Source organism: Muribacter muris (assembly GCF_001038205.1).
Lineage (GTDB): Bacteria > Pseudomonadota > Gammaproteobacteria > Enterobacterales > Pasteurellaceae > Muribacter > Muribacter muris.
Genome location: NZ_JWIZ01000025.1, coordinates 15,291 through 28,918 on the forward strand (window position 1 = coordinate 15,291; position 13,628 = coordinate 28,918).

Annotated in this window: 11 protein-coding genes and 2 pseudogenes; 3 read left to right on the forward strand and 10 right to left on the reverse strand. The window is 47.3% G+C overall.

Translation table 11 applies throughout. The features are described 5' to 3' along the window. Positions 1–73 precede the first annotated feature (73 nt). Positions 74–1,060: a TrmH family RNA methyltransferase gene (locus tag RO21_RS05155; RefSeq protein ID WP_047976728.1), complete on the reverse strand. Its 987-nt coding sequence runs from the start codon at positions 1,058–1,060 to the stop codon at positions 74–76. Positions 1,061–1,221: 161 nt separating this feature from the next. Here RO21_RS05155 and suhB point away from each other — a divergent pair, with 161 nt between their 5' ends. Continuing rightward, complete coding sequence (gene suhB / locus RO21_RS05160; protein WP_047976729.1) at positions 1,222–2,031, forward strand: inositol-1-monophosphatase; 810 nt, start codon at positions 1,222–1,224, stop codon at positions 2,029–2,031. A gap of 78 nt (positions 2,032–2,109) precedes the next feature. Next, complete coding sequence (dxs, locus tag RO21_RS05165) at positions 2,110–3,963, forward strand: 1-deoxy-D-xylulose-5-phosphate synthase (protein WP_047976730.1); 1,854 nt, start codon at positions 2,110–2,112, stop codon at positions 3,961–3,963. Between the two features lie 34 nt (positions 3,964–3,997). Here dxs and RO21_RS05170 read toward each other — a convergent pair whose 3' ends face one another. From RO21_RS05170 to RO21_RS12435, 9 genes and pseudogenes are all read right to left on the reverse strand, one after another. Next, complete coding sequence (locus tag RO21_RS05170; protein WP_047976731.1) at positions 3,998–4,735, reverse strand: YwiC-like family protein; 738 nt, start codon at positions 4,733–4,735, stop codon at positions 3,998–4,000. Then, a complete protein-coding gene (locus RO21_RS05175; RefSeq protein ID WP_047976732.1) occupies positions 4,725–6,143 on the reverse strand; it encodes an ABC transporter ATP-binding protein in 1,419 nt (472 codons plus the stop codon). Before RO21_RS05175 ends, RO21_RS05170 begins: the two co-directional genes overlap by 11 nt. After that, positions 6,140–6,922 carry an ABC transporter permease gene (locus RO21_RS05180; protein WP_047976733.1) on the reverse strand — a complete coding sequence of 261 codons (783 nt, stop codon included), beginning with the start codon at positions 6,920–6,922 and terminating at the stop codon, positions 6,140–6,142. Before RO21_RS05180 ends, RO21_RS05175 begins: the two co-directional genes overlap by 4 nt. Then, positions 6,919–7,863 (reverse strand): ABC transporter permease, encoded by a 945-nt coding sequence (locus RO21_RS05185; protein ID WP_047976734.1) that lies wholly within the window; start codon positions 7,861–7,863, stop codon positions 6,919–6,921. Before RO21_RS05185 ends, RO21_RS05180 begins: the two co-directional genes overlap by 4 nt. 9 nt (positions 7,864–7,872) lie before the next feature. After that, positions 7,873–9,417, reverse strand: a complete 1,545-nt coding sequence (locus RO21_RS05190; RefSeq protein ID WP_053067713.1) for an ABC transporter substrate-binding protein — start codon at positions 9,415–9,417, stop codon at positions 7,873–7,875. 162 nt (positions 9,418–9,579) lie between these two features. Continuing rightward, positions 9,580–10,581, reverse strand: coding sequence for a biotin synthase BioB (gene bioB, locus RO21_RS05195; RefSeq protein WP_047976735.1), 1,002 nt, complete (start codon positions 10,579–10,581; stop codon positions 9,580–9,582). A 51-nt stretch (positions 10,582–10,632) separates the two neighbouring features. After that, positions 10,633–11,601 carry a 23S rRNA pseudouridine(2605) synthase RluB gene (gene rluB, locus RO21_RS05200; protein WP_084724252.1) on the reverse strand — a complete coding sequence of 323 codons (969 nt, stop codon included), beginning with the start codon at positions 11,599–11,601 and terminating at the stop codon, positions 10,633–10,635. A gap of 31 nt (positions 11,602–11,632) precedes the next feature. Next, positions 11,633–12,256: an L-threonylcarbamoyladenylate synthase gene (locus RO21_RS05205; protein ID WP_047976736.1), complete on the reverse strand. Its 624-nt coding sequence runs from the start codon at positions 12,254–12,256 to the stop codon at positions 11,633–11,635. A 432-nt stretch (positions 12,257–12,688) separates the two neighbouring features. Continuing rightward, positions 12,689–13,208 (reverse strand): annotated as a pseudogene (locus tag RO21_RS12435) (transposase). Between the two features lie 57 nt (positions 13,209–13,265). Here RO21_RS12435 and RO21_RS13390 point away from each other — a divergent pair. Next, positions 13,266–13,608 (forward strand): annotated as a pseudogene (locus RO21_RS13390) (DDE-type integrase/transposase/recombinase); the annotation flags it as partial. Positions 13,609–13,628 lie beyond the last annotated feature (20 nt).

Below are 13,628 nucleotides of genomic sequence, written 5' to 3' on the forward strand. Positions count from 1 at the left end.
ATGTGTATGACGGCAGTAGAATGTTAAAAAAAGCCCAAAACCGACCGCTTGCGTTAAGCGGTCGCCTATCAGTTTATAAAATATTCTGTGTGTACCATTGATTCAACAAAATACCGGCATTCACCGCGATGTTTAAGCCACTATTGAGCGGGTTGGCAACGGAAAGTTGCACATTGGTATCTTGCGGATATTCAATGTCATTTGACACAATTTCGCTGAGAACAAACACAACCTTTTCACTGAGGGGGGCTTGTGCTAAATGCTTCGCTTGTTTTTGGCGGGTGAGATGCACGATTTGATAACCGGCTTGGCGGAGTTGCTCAAGGGCGATTTGCTTGTGCTTGGTTTCGAGGGAATAGACAAACTCCAAGCCGCCTTCCGCCACCCGTGCTGTATTGCCGGAATGTAGCGCATCATGTTGTTCGACAATCACCCCTTTCACGCCGTAAAAAGCGCAGGTTCGCACAATACCGCCGATATTTTGTGCATTATTTACCCCGTCCAAGAGTACCAAGCAATCCCGTTGGCGAGGCAGTTGCAAGTAGCCTTCAAGGGCAAGTACCTGCGCTTTCTTCACTAACAAGCAGATGTCGCCGTGATGCTCCGTTCCTGTTACCCGTTCCATTTCTGCCCTATCCACAACGTGATAGGCTTTTTTATGTGCCGCTAAGTAGCTTAATAATTCGCCGGATTTTTTAGCTCCTTCGACCGTTGCCCATAGACGCACGATAGCATCGGGGCGCTGTTTAAACAGAGTATGGCAGGCATTTTCACCGTAAATTTTCATTTCGGTCGCACGGTTTTGGCGGATCTTTTCCGGCGCGCGAGGCGAAAGCGGGCCGGTCTTTTTCTCGCCGCTTTTCCCGCTTTTGAGGCTGATTTTCACACTGCCGCTCGCCTTGCCGGCTTTTTTCGCTTCAGTGGGATAAACGGTTTCACTACGTTGTGCCGCATTTCTGTGTGGACGCTCGTGATATGGCGAGGATTTTTCAGCCGATTTAGGCGTGCGTTTTTCGGCTAAGGTGTGAAAACGCGGTTTTGGGTTGAATGTTTCAGACATACTTTTTTCTCTTAAAAAATGATTGAGCTATTATAGCAGCTGGTAACGCAAGCGGTAGCGTTTTGCAAAACTTTTGCAAAATCTGCCCGCTTGTTTATTCCTTTATCCACCAACTTTCACTATAATGCACTTTTTTATGTTCTTTAAAATGCGGTGGAAAAATGAACCCAATGTTAAATATCGCCATTCGGGCGGCACGCAAAGCGGGCAATATTATTGCCAAAGCCTATGAGCAATCTCCTCAAGAGATGCAAGTCGCACAAAAAGGTCATCACGATTATGTAACAGCCATTGATAAAGCGGCGGAGCAAGCCATTATTCAAACTATTCACGCCTCTTACCCCGAACATTCTATTGTGGGAGAAGAATCGGGGGCGATTGTCGGGACAAATACCAATGTGCAATGGGTGATCGACCCGTTAGACGGCACAACCAATTTCATCAAACGTTTTCCGCACTTTGCCGTGTCGATTGCGGTCAGGGTTGAAGGGCGTACCGAGGTTGGCGTGATATATGACCCGATGGCAAATGAGCTGTTTACGGCGGTGCGTGGTAAAGGGGCGAAGCTCAACGAATTTCGTCTGCGTGTTGATAACGAACGCCGTGATTTAAACGGTGCGGTATTGGCAACCGGCTTTCCGTTCAAAGCGGCAAGACATCAGAAAACCCATTTAAATATGATTGAAGCGGTATTGAATAAAGGAGTAGCAGATTTTCGCCGTACCGGTTCGGCAGCGTTGGATTTCGCCTATGTTGCAGCAGGGCGTGTCGATGGCTATTTTGAGATCGGTCTAAAACCGTGGGATTGTGCGGCAGGGGATTTAATCGCCCGGGAAGCCGGTGCAATCGTAACTAATTTTGTAGGCGGCACTGACTATTTAACCTCCGGCAACGTTGTTGTCGGCAATGGACGCGTGGTGAAAGACATTTTGGGCTGTTTCCAACCGATTTTAACGGACGACTTAAAATAATAATTGGTTTTGCAGGCGGTTTGCAGAAAATTGTGCTGAACTGACCGCTTGCAACCCTATTTTTATAAAGATAAACCTATGCAAAAAACTTATCCTCTGCTCAGTCAAATCAACTCTCCTGACGATTTACGTTTACTGCCTAAAGAAAACCTCGCCCCGCTCTGCGATGAATTGCGTGCTTATCTGTTGGAATCAGTCAGCCAAACCAGCGGGCATTTGGCGTCCGGCTTAGGCGTTGTGGAGCTGACCGTTGCCTTGCATTATGTTTATCAAACCCCGTTTGACCAGCTGTTATGGGACGTGGGGCATCAAGCTTATCCGCATAAAATTCTGACCGGTCGGCGGGATCAAATGCACACTATTCGCCAAAAAGACGGCTTGCACCCTTTCCCGTGGCGTGAAGAAAGCCCCTACGATGTGTTGAGTGTCGGGCATTCTTCCACCTCAATCAGTGCCGGATTGGGCATTGCGATTGCGGTACAAAAAGAGAATGCAGGCAGGAAAACCGTCTGCGTTATCGGCGATGGTGCGATTACCGCCGGAATGGCGTTTGAAGCGATCAATCACGCCGGCTCGCTGCATACGGATATGTTGGTGATTTTGAACGACAACGAAATGTCGATTTCAGAGAATGTGGGAGCGTTAAACAATCACCTTGCCCGCCTGTTTACCGGATCTTTGTACGGTAGTTTGCGGGAGAGCGGCAAAAAATTGCTGTCCGGTCTACCGCCGATTAAAGAGTTTGTCCGCCGCACCGAAGAGCAAATGAAAGGCTTTGTTTCACCGGTCGGCACAATGTTTGAAACCCTTGGTTTTAACTATATCGGGCCGATTGACGGGCACGATATTGACGAGCTGATCGCCACCCTCAAAAATATGCGGAATATGCCCGGCCCGCAATTCCTACACATCAAAACCAAAAAAGGTAAAGGTTATCACCCGGCGGAGCAAGATCCGATCGGCTTTCACGGTGTGCCTAAATTCGACCACACCAGCGGTAAATTGCCGCAAACCAAAGCCGCTCCGACTTATTCCACAATTTTCGGTGATTGGCTCTGCGAAATGGCAGAGCAAGATCCGAAGATCATCGGCATTACGCCAGCAATGCGTGAAGGCTCAGGAATGGTGGAGTTTTCCAAACGTTTTCCGGCACAATATTTTGACGTTGCCATTGCCGAACAACACGCCGTTACCTTTGCCGCAGGCTTGGCGATTGCCGACTATAAACCGGTGGTGGCGATTTATTCCAGCTTCTTGCAACGTGCCTACGATCAACTCATTCACGATGTTGCCATTCAAAATCTGCCGGTTATTTTTGCAATTGATCGTGCCGGCATTGTCGGGGCGGACGGGCAGACACATCAAGGCGCATTTGATTTGAGCTTTATGCGTTGTATTCCGAATATGACGATAATGTGCCCAAGCGATGAGAATGAACTCCGCCAAATGCTCTACACCGCTTATACAATGTCATCGCCGGTCGCGGTGCGTTACCCAAGGGGGAATGCGCAAGGGGTGGAACTACACCCGATGCAAGCGCTTGAGGTCGGCAAAGCCCGCTTGATCCGCCAAGGGCAGAAAGTGGCGATCTTAAATTTTGGCGCATTGCTCAACCAAGCAAAAAGCGTGGCGGAAAAATACGATTACACTTTGGTCGATATGCGTTTCGTCAAGCCGCTGGACGAGAAATTAATCGCTGAATTGGCTGATAGCCACGATTTGATCGTTACCCTAGAAGAAAATGCCATTCAAGGAGGGGCGGGCAGCTCGGTGAACGAATATTTGCAAACAATCGGCAAAATCAAACCGCTTGTTATGCTCGGTATTCCCGATATGTTCGTGCCGCAGGCAACCCAAGCGGAAGCCTATGCCGAATTAGGTTTAGATAGCGCTGGCATTGAACGCCAAATTCTACGGGCGTTGCACTCATAATCATAAACATAGCTGACAGTCGTCAGCTATTTTTTTAGGATGAAGCGTTAAACGGATAAAGCGCCATTAAAAACAGGATAAGCAATGGAAATTCCCATAAGCCGATTTGTTTAATCGTGAAATGTAAGCGGGGAAAAATCACTGCTCTCAATAAGGCAAGTAAATAAACAAAGGCGAGGCTATAGGCTGCGGCGGTTAAATAAGCCAGCCCGAATAGTAAATGAATAATCAGGCTATACTGAACATAACGGGGATTTTTGCGTTCACGCGCCACGCTTTTCACATAAAATGTCGTGGCAATAAAAAAGAGTGTCGGGTGGAGCAAGATAGAAAACGCATAGTGCTGCGTAGTGAGATAATGGCTTGCCATACCGATTACGCCAAAGATAAGGAAGCCCGCAATATCATTGGCAATATGCCGTTCATCTTTTTGTTTGGCATAATAGATTTGGATACCGGCAAGGGGTAAGATCGGTAAAATAAATTGCAAAATCGCAGGCATTGCAAATATCACCGGTAATCCGGCAATCACGCTCAAACTGAAATAAATCAACGCCCATTTTTGATATTTAGCCTTATTGTTACGGTTAAATAAGGCTAAAAACGGATAAGAGAATAAATATAAAAATAACCAACTTAAACCGAGCCAAATATGTAACACGGCGAAATGCCCACTAAAAATCCTATATAAAAACGGCACAAAAGCCATTGCTAATGCGCCGTGCTGATTTGAGATAAGCGGTTTTTGAGTAAATAAGGCTTTAATCGACATTATGGTGAGAAATGGCGTACTCTTCAAGATTGATTACTTTATCACAACTTTTTTCGATTAAATAGCGATCGTGGCTGACTAAAATAAGCCCGAATTGCCGTTTTCGGCACAATGACACCAATAAATCGATCGTGTCTCGCTGTGTAATCGGGTCAAGCCGTGAGGTCACTTCATCGGCAAACAGTAAGATCGGTTCAAGCAGCAATGCCCGTAAAATCGCTACCCGCTGCAATTCGCCGCCGGAAACGGTGTCTGCTGTGCGTGTTAAAATCGTTTCGGATAAACCGAGTTGGGCAAGTAACGGCGGGATTTGTGAACGGTCAAGGCGATGCCGTTTAATTACATCGTCCAACAAGGTTTGCAACGGCACATTCGCGGCAAAGGCTTCGGGCGGATCTTGGTAGAGTTTTAACACTTGGTGTTTTTGATGGCGGCTGTGCCAACTGATCTCACCTTGTGCGGGTTTGAGTAAACCGCACAACGCATCGGCAAGGCTACTTTTACCCACGCCGCTTTTGCCGATAATGCCCAAAATTTCACCTCGCCCTACTGTAAAGTTGAGATCGCAAAATAGTGTGCGTTTTCCCCGCCTTAGCGTCAGTTGTTTGACTGATACAAGCGGTTGGTTTGGCGTGATTTTTAGTAATGCTTGCCAACGTTTCGGGTCGGCTGCGATCAGTGCTTGGGTGTAGGCGTGCTTTGGTAAATGCAAAATGTCCTGTGCTTGCCCTTGTTCGACCAATGTCCCCTTTTTCATCACAAAGATATAGCCTCCCAATGCGGTGGCGACCTCAATATCGTGGGTAATGGTCAGTAGTCCACCGCCGGATTGGGTGGTTTGTTTTAATAAATGAATCACCGCCTGCTTATTTGCCTCATCAAGCCCTTTGGTTGGCTCATCGGCAAGCATAATATCACCGCCGGTAGCCGTAGCAATCGCAAAGGCAGCTCGTTGTGCCATTCCGCCGGAAAGTTGGTGGGGATAGGAAAACTGGCTGCTTGCCAGCCCCAAACGGCAAAGCTGCGTTTGCACTTGCCGATTTGCATCATTCACCGTTAGATTGCCGATAAAATGTAGGCTTTCCCACAGTTGTTGATGAATCGTCATAATCGGATCAAGGGCACGGCGTGGTTCTTGGGGCAGCATTGTCAATGTGTTGCCCCAAAGCTGCGACAAGCGGTGAGATTGGGGAGAAAATTTGCCATTTTTAATGCTTATCCGACCGCTTGCATTCAAGCCCTGTGGCAATGCGCCCATTATGGCTTGAATCAGCAAACTTTTGCCCGACCCCGTTTCGCCCAAAATAGTGATATGCTCGCCTTTGTTCAGGGTAAAGCTGATTGGCTCGACTAATACCTCGCCTTCGAGAGTATGGACGCTTAGATTTTCGATATGTAACAGTGTCATTGGCTAAATTTTCCGGAAAGTAGTTGTAATCCCAGCACTAAGGCAAAAACGCAAAGCACAGGCTGTAAGAAAATCAAAGGAGCTTGGTGATAGTAGGGGAACAGTTCCGTCATCATCAAGCCTAGCTCTGCCGTTGGCGGTCGTAGCCCAACGCTGATAAAGCCTAGCGTAGCTAACGCTAAAATGGCATTAGCAATCGAAAAGGCGGTTAAGGTGAATACCATCGGCACAAGGCGAGGTAATAGATGACGTTTGATGCAATAGCCCCACCCCATTCCCATCAGACGTGAGGATTCCAATTCCGCACTGCTTGCCAATGTGCTGGTAACGGCACGGCTGACACGGAAAAATTCTCCCCATAGCACTAAACTGATGCCAAGATAGAGCGTCCAAAATGTGCCGGGCGAAAGAGCGGCAAATAGCAAAATGAGTAGCAATCCCGGCAGTGCCATTATTAGATCGCAGATAAAACTGAATAGCCGATCCCAATGGGGAAATAAGCCGGCTAAAATGCCGCAAGTTGTGCCGAGAATACAAGCACAGCTAACACACAGGAGTGCTAACCCGAACGAGAGCCGAATAGCAGAGGCAAGGCGGGCAAACATATCTCGTCCGAGGTGATCCGTTCCGAGCCAATGAAATTCATTGGGCACAAGCAGAATTTGGTTGAGATCTTGCAAGCCGATATCCTGCGGGTAAAAATAGGGTTGCAGGCAGGCAAGTGCCACGATAGCAGTGAGCAGAGCTGCCCCGCAATATTGTCCGAAAGTGAATTTCATCGTAATCTCCCTTCACGAATACGAGGATCGAGCTGGCGGTTGAGCAGATCCACCCATAAATTGAGTAAAACAAACAAGCCGCCCATTACCAATGCCGTGCCTTGAATCATCGGCACATCACGGGCAATAATGGCGTGCACCAAAGCGTGCCCACTCCCCGGTAAAGCAAAAAGACTTTCCACAATGACCACCCCTTCAATCAAATAGATAAGTTGGACGCTATGGTAGGCAATCACCGGCACGGCGATATTTGGTAAGCCGTGGCGAATGAATGTCAGCCAAGAGGATAAGCCTTTTAGACGGGCAAAGCGATAATAGTCCGCCTGCATCACCTGTAACATTGCTTGACGGGTAATGCGTAATGATACGGCACTCAGTCCGATAGCCAGTGTCAAGGCAGGCAAGATAAAATGGGCAAATGTGCCGTAACCGCCTGCCGGTAGCCATTTTAACGTTACGGCAAACAGGCTGATTAAGCCGATAGCAATGATGAAAGGCGGCACACAACGGAACAGGCTGCTAACGAGCAAAAACAAGCGGTCAAAAATGCCGTTTGGTTTGTAAGCGCAGAGTAAGCCGAGCGGCGGCCCAATCAGCAAAGCAAGTAGCAGGGCAGCAAGCGCAAGGCTTAGGGTATGCCCGAATTGATGCTGAATTTCCAACCATACCGCTCCGCCGCTGACGAGGGATTTGCCTAAATCAAAGCGGAGCAACTCAAGCAGCCAATCACCGTAAACCTGCCACCACTCCCGTGCCAGCCCCAGCTCTGCCCGTACCATTTCCGCCGCTTGTGCATCGGCTTGATCGTAACCGTAGCGGCTGGCGGCAATCCGGTATGCCATATCCCCCGAAAGCTGACGGGTTAAAATAAACGTGAGTGTGCCGACCGACCAAATCACTAAAGCAAGCTGACCGGCACGTTTTAATAACATCTTTAACACGGTCTTGTCCTATTCCGGTCTTAATTTTTCCAAGAAGAAACGTCTTTCAAAAGGATCGAGTATGACATTTCCCATTGTTTTATGGGCAACCACATTTTGCTGATAATACACAACTGGAATGATCGGCAATTCTTCAGCGATAATTTGGCTAGCTTTCTGTTTCAGGGTATTTGCCCGCACGGGATCACGCTCTTTTTCAAGCTGCCGGAAGGTTTGGGTCAGATGGCTATCCTGCCAGTTCATCACTCCCCAATCGCTGCCTTGTTCAGCAAATACCTGCGTTAAGGCACTGACAGGATCAAGGGTTTTGCCATAATTAAAGGCATAGAGTGCCATTTCTAACGAGCCGTCCTGATGCCCTGCCGGAATCTCGCTAAAGTTACCGACGGATACCTTGACTTCCACCCCGATTTTCCGCCACTGATCCTGCAAAATGGTCGCGATCAAAGGCAGTTCGGGGCGATCAGCAAAGGTGCGTAATGTGAACTGAAACGGCTGCCCTTTTTGGTCGGTTAAAATGCCGGCATCGGTATAACGATAGCCAGCAGACACTAGCACTGATTTAATTTGTGCCGTTGAATAGTCGATTGTCGGGCGTTCAATCCGCCATTCACTAAAGAGAGGGGGCAGTAGCTGATCTGCTGCGCCATTCTCGATTTTTAACACCTGCTGTGCGATTGCCTGACGATCAATCGCCTTACTCAAGGCTTTGCGGATAATCGGATCTTGGAAAAATGGTTTGCCAATATCCATTTTTAGCTGAATGGTACGGGCAATCGACACACTATTTAGGCTTAACGCCGGATCGTTTTTTAACCGTTCCACACTGGCGGGATCAAGATTAAATACCAGTGATGCCGGATCACTTTGCGCCATCAACATTCGTGTCTCGCTACGGCTGCTGGCAAGGTAGTTGGCTTGTGCAAGTTGTGGCAACTCACCCCAGTAACGCTCGAAACGTTCTGCGGTCAATTTTTGCGGTATTTCAATCTTTTTCGCCTGAAATGCCCCTGTGCCAATTAATTGCTGAACTTCGCCTTGGGCATTATAGGCTTGCTCTGCCAAAATCAACGTACTGTAATGGGTTAAGTAGGCAGGGAATGCCACCAGCGGTTTGCGAAGCTGAATTTCAATTTCATCTGGTGCTGCTACTTGAATTTGCTCAACTAAGGCTTGTTGCAGTACCCCAGGTTTTGTTTTTGCAATATTGAGACTGTTAGCAACCGCTTGCGCCGTTAAAGGTTCACCATTATGAAAGACCACTCCCTCACGCAGTTGGAAACGCCAAAGGGTCGCTTCATCATTGCTTGACCAACTGCGTGCTAAATTGGGGACTAATTGCCCGTTGGCATCGGCTTCAACTAAGGTTTCAGCAAGGTTCATTCGCTGGAAAATCGCACCGGCTTGGGCGGGATCGAGGCTGTTGATTTCCCAAGGGGCGATCACATTCACTCGGTTGTGTGGTGAAGCAGATTGGACAGTATTGGGCGAGCTAAAATGTATCCCCAGCCCAATCGCCACAATGATTGCTAATGCAGTAAAAAAGGCTTTCATCTTTTTCCTTAAAATTTTTATGGTTTTAAAAGGGCAGCTATTTTGCCATAAATTCCATAAAAAAATAGTGGTTATAGAGAAAAAAGCGTAAAATTTACAAAAACAAGCGGGCGGATTTGCGGTCATCTTTGTAAATCCGCCCGCTTATTGAAGGAATGGGGATTAGTTTTCTAATGTTGCCGGATAAAGATCGAGCTTCGCCATCAGTTGTTGATCGTGATCTTGTTCGGGATTTTGGGTGGTGAGTAATTTCTCGCCGTAGAAAATCGAGTTTGCGCCCGCCATAAAGCAAAGTGCCTGCATTGCTTCCGGCATTTCGCCACGCCCTGCGGATAAACGCACATAGCTTTTCGGCATTGTGATACGGGCAACGGCAATGGTGCGGACAAACTCGGTCCAGTCAAGCTCCTCAGCTTCAGCGAGGGGCGTTCCCTCCACTTTAACCAGTTGATTGATCGGTACGCTTTCCGGCTGCGGATCGAGGTTAGCGAGGCTAGCGATCAGGCTGGCACGCTCAGGGCGGGTTTCATTCATTCCGACAATGCCGCCACAGCACACTTTTAGCCCGGCGTTTCGCACTTTGCCTAAGGTGTCCATTCGGTCGTCGTGACTGCGGGTATGGATAATCTGATTGTAGCGTTCCGGTGCGGTGTCGAGATTGTGGTTGTAGTAATCCAGCCCCGCCTGTTTGAGATCTTCCGCCATTCCTTCTTCCAACATACCGAACGTGCCACAGGTTTCCAACCCTAGCGCTTTCACCTCACGGATAATTGTCGAAACCGTTTCGATATCTTTCGGTTTAGGTCCTCGCCACGCCGCGCCCATACAAAAACGGCTTGCGCCACGGGCTTTAGCGATTTTAGCTTTTTCGACAATTTCCGCTACGTCAAGCATTGTTTGGCGTGCCAAACCGGTATCATAGCGGGCGGATTGCGGGCAATATTCACAATCTTCGGGGCAGCCACCGGTTTTAATGGAAAGCAGGGTCGAAAGCTGAATTTCTTGCGGGTTAAAATGGGTACGGTGAATTTGTGCCGCTTTAAACACCAGCTCCATAAACGGCATCTCGAACAGCTCTTCCACTTGGCATTTCCGCCAATATTGTGCGGTGGCGTGCGGTGTCAGTTCATTTTTGGCTTTAAGGTGTAAATTGTAGTGTGTCATTGCATTTCCTGTATAAAAAAACGGCTGAATCTTAACGACTCAGCCGTTTTACTAATTTTTACGATATTTGGTGTGTTGCTTCACTGCTTTGCGGATTTGGCGGCTGCTGGTACGACGGCGATTTTTGCTCACGTCCACTTTGGTTTCCGTTTCTGCCGCAAGACCGACCAATTCACGCAAGTAATTGACCTGTGCCAGTTCCATTTCTTCCCAACCACCACGGGGGAGGCTTTTCTCCAGTTTAATATTACCGTAGCGAATCCGAATCAGTCGGCTGACTTGAATCCCCTGTGATTCCCACAAACGCCGCACTTCACGGTTACGTCCTTCCGTGAGGGTTACATCAAACCATTGATTCAGCCCCGTACCGCCGACAGCTTTGATTTGTTTGAAATTTGCCGGCCCGTCTTCTAACTGCACGCCTTTGCGTAGCCGTTGCAACATTGCTTCATCGACTTCGCCGAACACCCGCACCGAATACTCCCGTTCAACTTCACGGCTTGGGTGCATTAAACGGTTTGCCAATTCACCGTCCGTAGTGAATAAGAGTAAACCAGAGGTGTTAATGTCCAAACGACCGACTGCCACCCAACGTGCGCCGGTTAGACGGGGCAGGCGGTCGAACACGGTCGCTCGCCCTTCCGGATCGGAACGGGTACACAGCTCCCCCTCAGGCTTGTAATACATCAGCACACGGCACACCTCTTTTTGTGCCGGAATTAAACTGACTAAATGCCCGTCCAGCCGAATTTTTGTGGCAGAATTAACTTGCACACGGTCGCCCAAGCTGGCGATTTTGCCGTCCACGCTAACACGCCCTTCGGCAATAATGGCTTCAATTTCACGGCGTGAACCCTTGCCAGCACGGGCGAGAATTTTTTGTAATTTTTCGCCTGCCGCTTTTTCGCTTTTAGCCACATCAGCAGGCTGACAAGCGGTCGGTTGCGGGCGTGCGGCTTTTTGCAAAATCGGGCGGGAATTTGACCGCTTGTCCGCAGTCGGTTTACGAAATGTTGTCATTTAAGTTCCTTATGTGTCGCTTTCACAAGCGTCAAAATGATTGAAACGGGCGAGGATCACCCGAGCCGATACGAATTATATCGGGGCTGTCTTGAGTCAAATCCACCACGGTAGTCGGGGCTTGCCCCAAATAACCGCCGTGAATAATTAAATCGACCTGATGTTCGAGATAATCTCGGATCATATCGGGATCGGATTGGGTGATTGTTTCATCAGGCAGCATCAGCGAGCAAGATAAAATCGGCTCGCCTAACGCTGTAATTAAGGCTAACGCAATCGCATTATCCGGCACACGAATCCCGATAGTTTTACGTTTAGTGAGTAGTCGCCGTGGTACTTCTTTGGTTGCCGGTAAAATAAAGGTGTAAGGGTTCGGCACATTATTTTTTATCAATCGGTAGGATTGATTTGTTACCAACGCATAGTTGGACAGCTCCGACAAATCGCTACACACTAAAGTGAAGTTGTGATTTTCGGGCAGCTTGCGAATGGCGACAATGCGATCCATTGCCTGTTTTTCTCCGATACCGCAGCCTAAAGCATAGCCGGAGTCAGTCGGGTAAACGATAACCCCGCCTTTTTTAATAATGTCCACCGCTTGTTGAATTAAACGCCCTTGCGGATTTTCAGGGTGAATATAAAAAAATTGGCTCATTTTCGGCTCACTTTTCTCAAAAACGGTGAGATTATACGCTTTTTATCCGATAAACAAAATCCACATTCTTGATTTTTGGCAAGAGATTATGACTCTGCAAGCGGTCGCTTTTTCGTTAAAAATGGCATATTCTGTTGTCGAAAATCGGCAAACAGCATTTGAGAATTATTCTTATTTGTAAATTTCCGTAAACTTAATTGCCAAAGTTTTTGAGAATTACTATCATTTGCGCACTTCAAAAATAATAGGTAATCACTCCAACTCTTTACGCCTCATTCCCCCACAAAATGAGGCGTTTTTTTATCTGGTGTTGTTTCTATAAAATTCCTTATTTATCAATAAATTATCGTTTAGTTATATCTGATGTGGCGGTTTGGTGGCGGTTAGGGTTATGCCTTTTCGTATTTTGTAAGGGGCTGTAGTAGATTATCCCTAAATATCACACCATTTGCGTAACGTGTTTAGTTGTGCTTTTGGTGCCCCAAAGTTAAACCGAAATTCATATTTCTTCAAGAATAAGGCGAAGTTTTTTCGGTTTATTCCGTTGTATTTTCGCAGCACGCGTTTCGCCTGGCTCCAAAAATGTTCAATACCATTAATGTGATTTTCACGCTCAACAAAAATCTCTGAATGGTTGATGCTTTCGTGCTGAAATTCGCTGACATCTAACGCATCGTAACTGCGACTTTTCCGGCTGCTCCCCAACCTCTTTTACCTTTGCGATGACCACCGAAATAACTCTCATCAACCTCGATTTTTCCTTCGAAAATGTCTTGTTCTTCAAGCGCGAGATGATATGCGATGACGAGCCTAATCTTGTGGTACAACAGTGCCGAGGTATTCGGTTGAATTCCAAACAAATTAGCCGCTGTTCTTGCTGTCACTTCTGCAAAAAAAATTCGAGCAGTCTTAGCTGAACTTTTTTCTTTAATTTACAGTGAGTTACCTTCATTTTTGTAGTATAGCATCCTTGCTAATCTACTACAGCCCCTTAAGAAAACATCGGACAATTAGCCACAAACGAGTCCAAACCATCATGCACAGCTTGGCTTGCAAGGAAAATGTAGGCGTAGAAAATACCCTTCCTATCAAGGGTGAAGTGGGTAAAAAAGCAGATAATCTATTACAGCAGAACTTCCACGCTACTTCCCAAAACAAGAAATGGGTAACGAACATTACTGAATTTAAGTGTACGGAAGGCAAACTCTATTTATCACCAATCAAAGACTTATTTAATTAACTATCGCTTATAATTTGTCAAAACCCCGAACTTCAAGCAAATCACAAGTATGCTGAAACAAGCAACGGCAAGGCTTACCAGGTCGAATCCGATATTACATTCCGATCAAGGTTGACAATATCAAATGCCAGT

What these genes read in the sequence shown, in the direction of transcription:
- RO21_RS05180 (WP_047976733.1), bottom strand. Translation starts at nt 6,922, where the DNA reads ATGAAATTCACTTTCGGACAATATTGCGGGGCAGCTCTGCTCACTGCT.
- suhB (WP_047976729.1), top strand. Translation starts at nt 1,222, where the DNA reads ATGAACCCAATGTTAAATATCGCCATTCGGGCGGCACGCAAAGCGGGC.
- RO21_RS05190 (WP_053067713.1), bottom strand. Translation starts at nt 9,417, where the DNA reads ATGAAAGCCTTTTTTACTGCATTAGCAATCATTGTGGCGATTGGGCTG.
- RO21_RS05205 (WP_047976736.1), bottom strand. Translation starts at nt 12,256, where the DNA reads ATGAGCCAATTTTTTTATATTCACCCTGAAAATCCGCAAGGGCGTTTA.
- bioB (WP_047976735.1), bottom strand. Translation starts at nt 10,581, where the DNA reads ATGACACACTACAATTTACACCTTAAAGCCAAAAATGAACTGACACCG.
- RO21_RS05155 (WP_047976728.1), bottom strand. Translation starts at nt 1,060, where the DNA reads ATGTCTGAAACATTCAACCCAAAACCGCGTTTTCACACCTTAGCCGAA.
- RO21_RS05175 (WP_047976732.1), bottom strand. Translation starts at nt 6,143, where the DNA reads ATGACACTGTTACATATCGAAAATCTAAGCGTCCATACTCTCGAAGGC.
- dxs (WP_047976730.1), top strand. Translation starts at nt 2,110, where the DNA reads ATGCAAAAAACTTATCCTCTGCTCAGTCAAATCAACTCTCCTGACGAT.
- rluB (WP_084724252.1), bottom strand. Translation starts at nt 11,601, where the DNA reads ATGACAACATTTCGTAAACCGACTGCGGACAAGCGGTCAAATTCCCGC.
- RO21_RS05170 (WP_047976731.1), bottom strand. Translation starts at nt 4,735, where the DNA reads ATGTCGATTAAAGCCTTATTTACTCAAAAACCGCTTATCTCAAATCAG.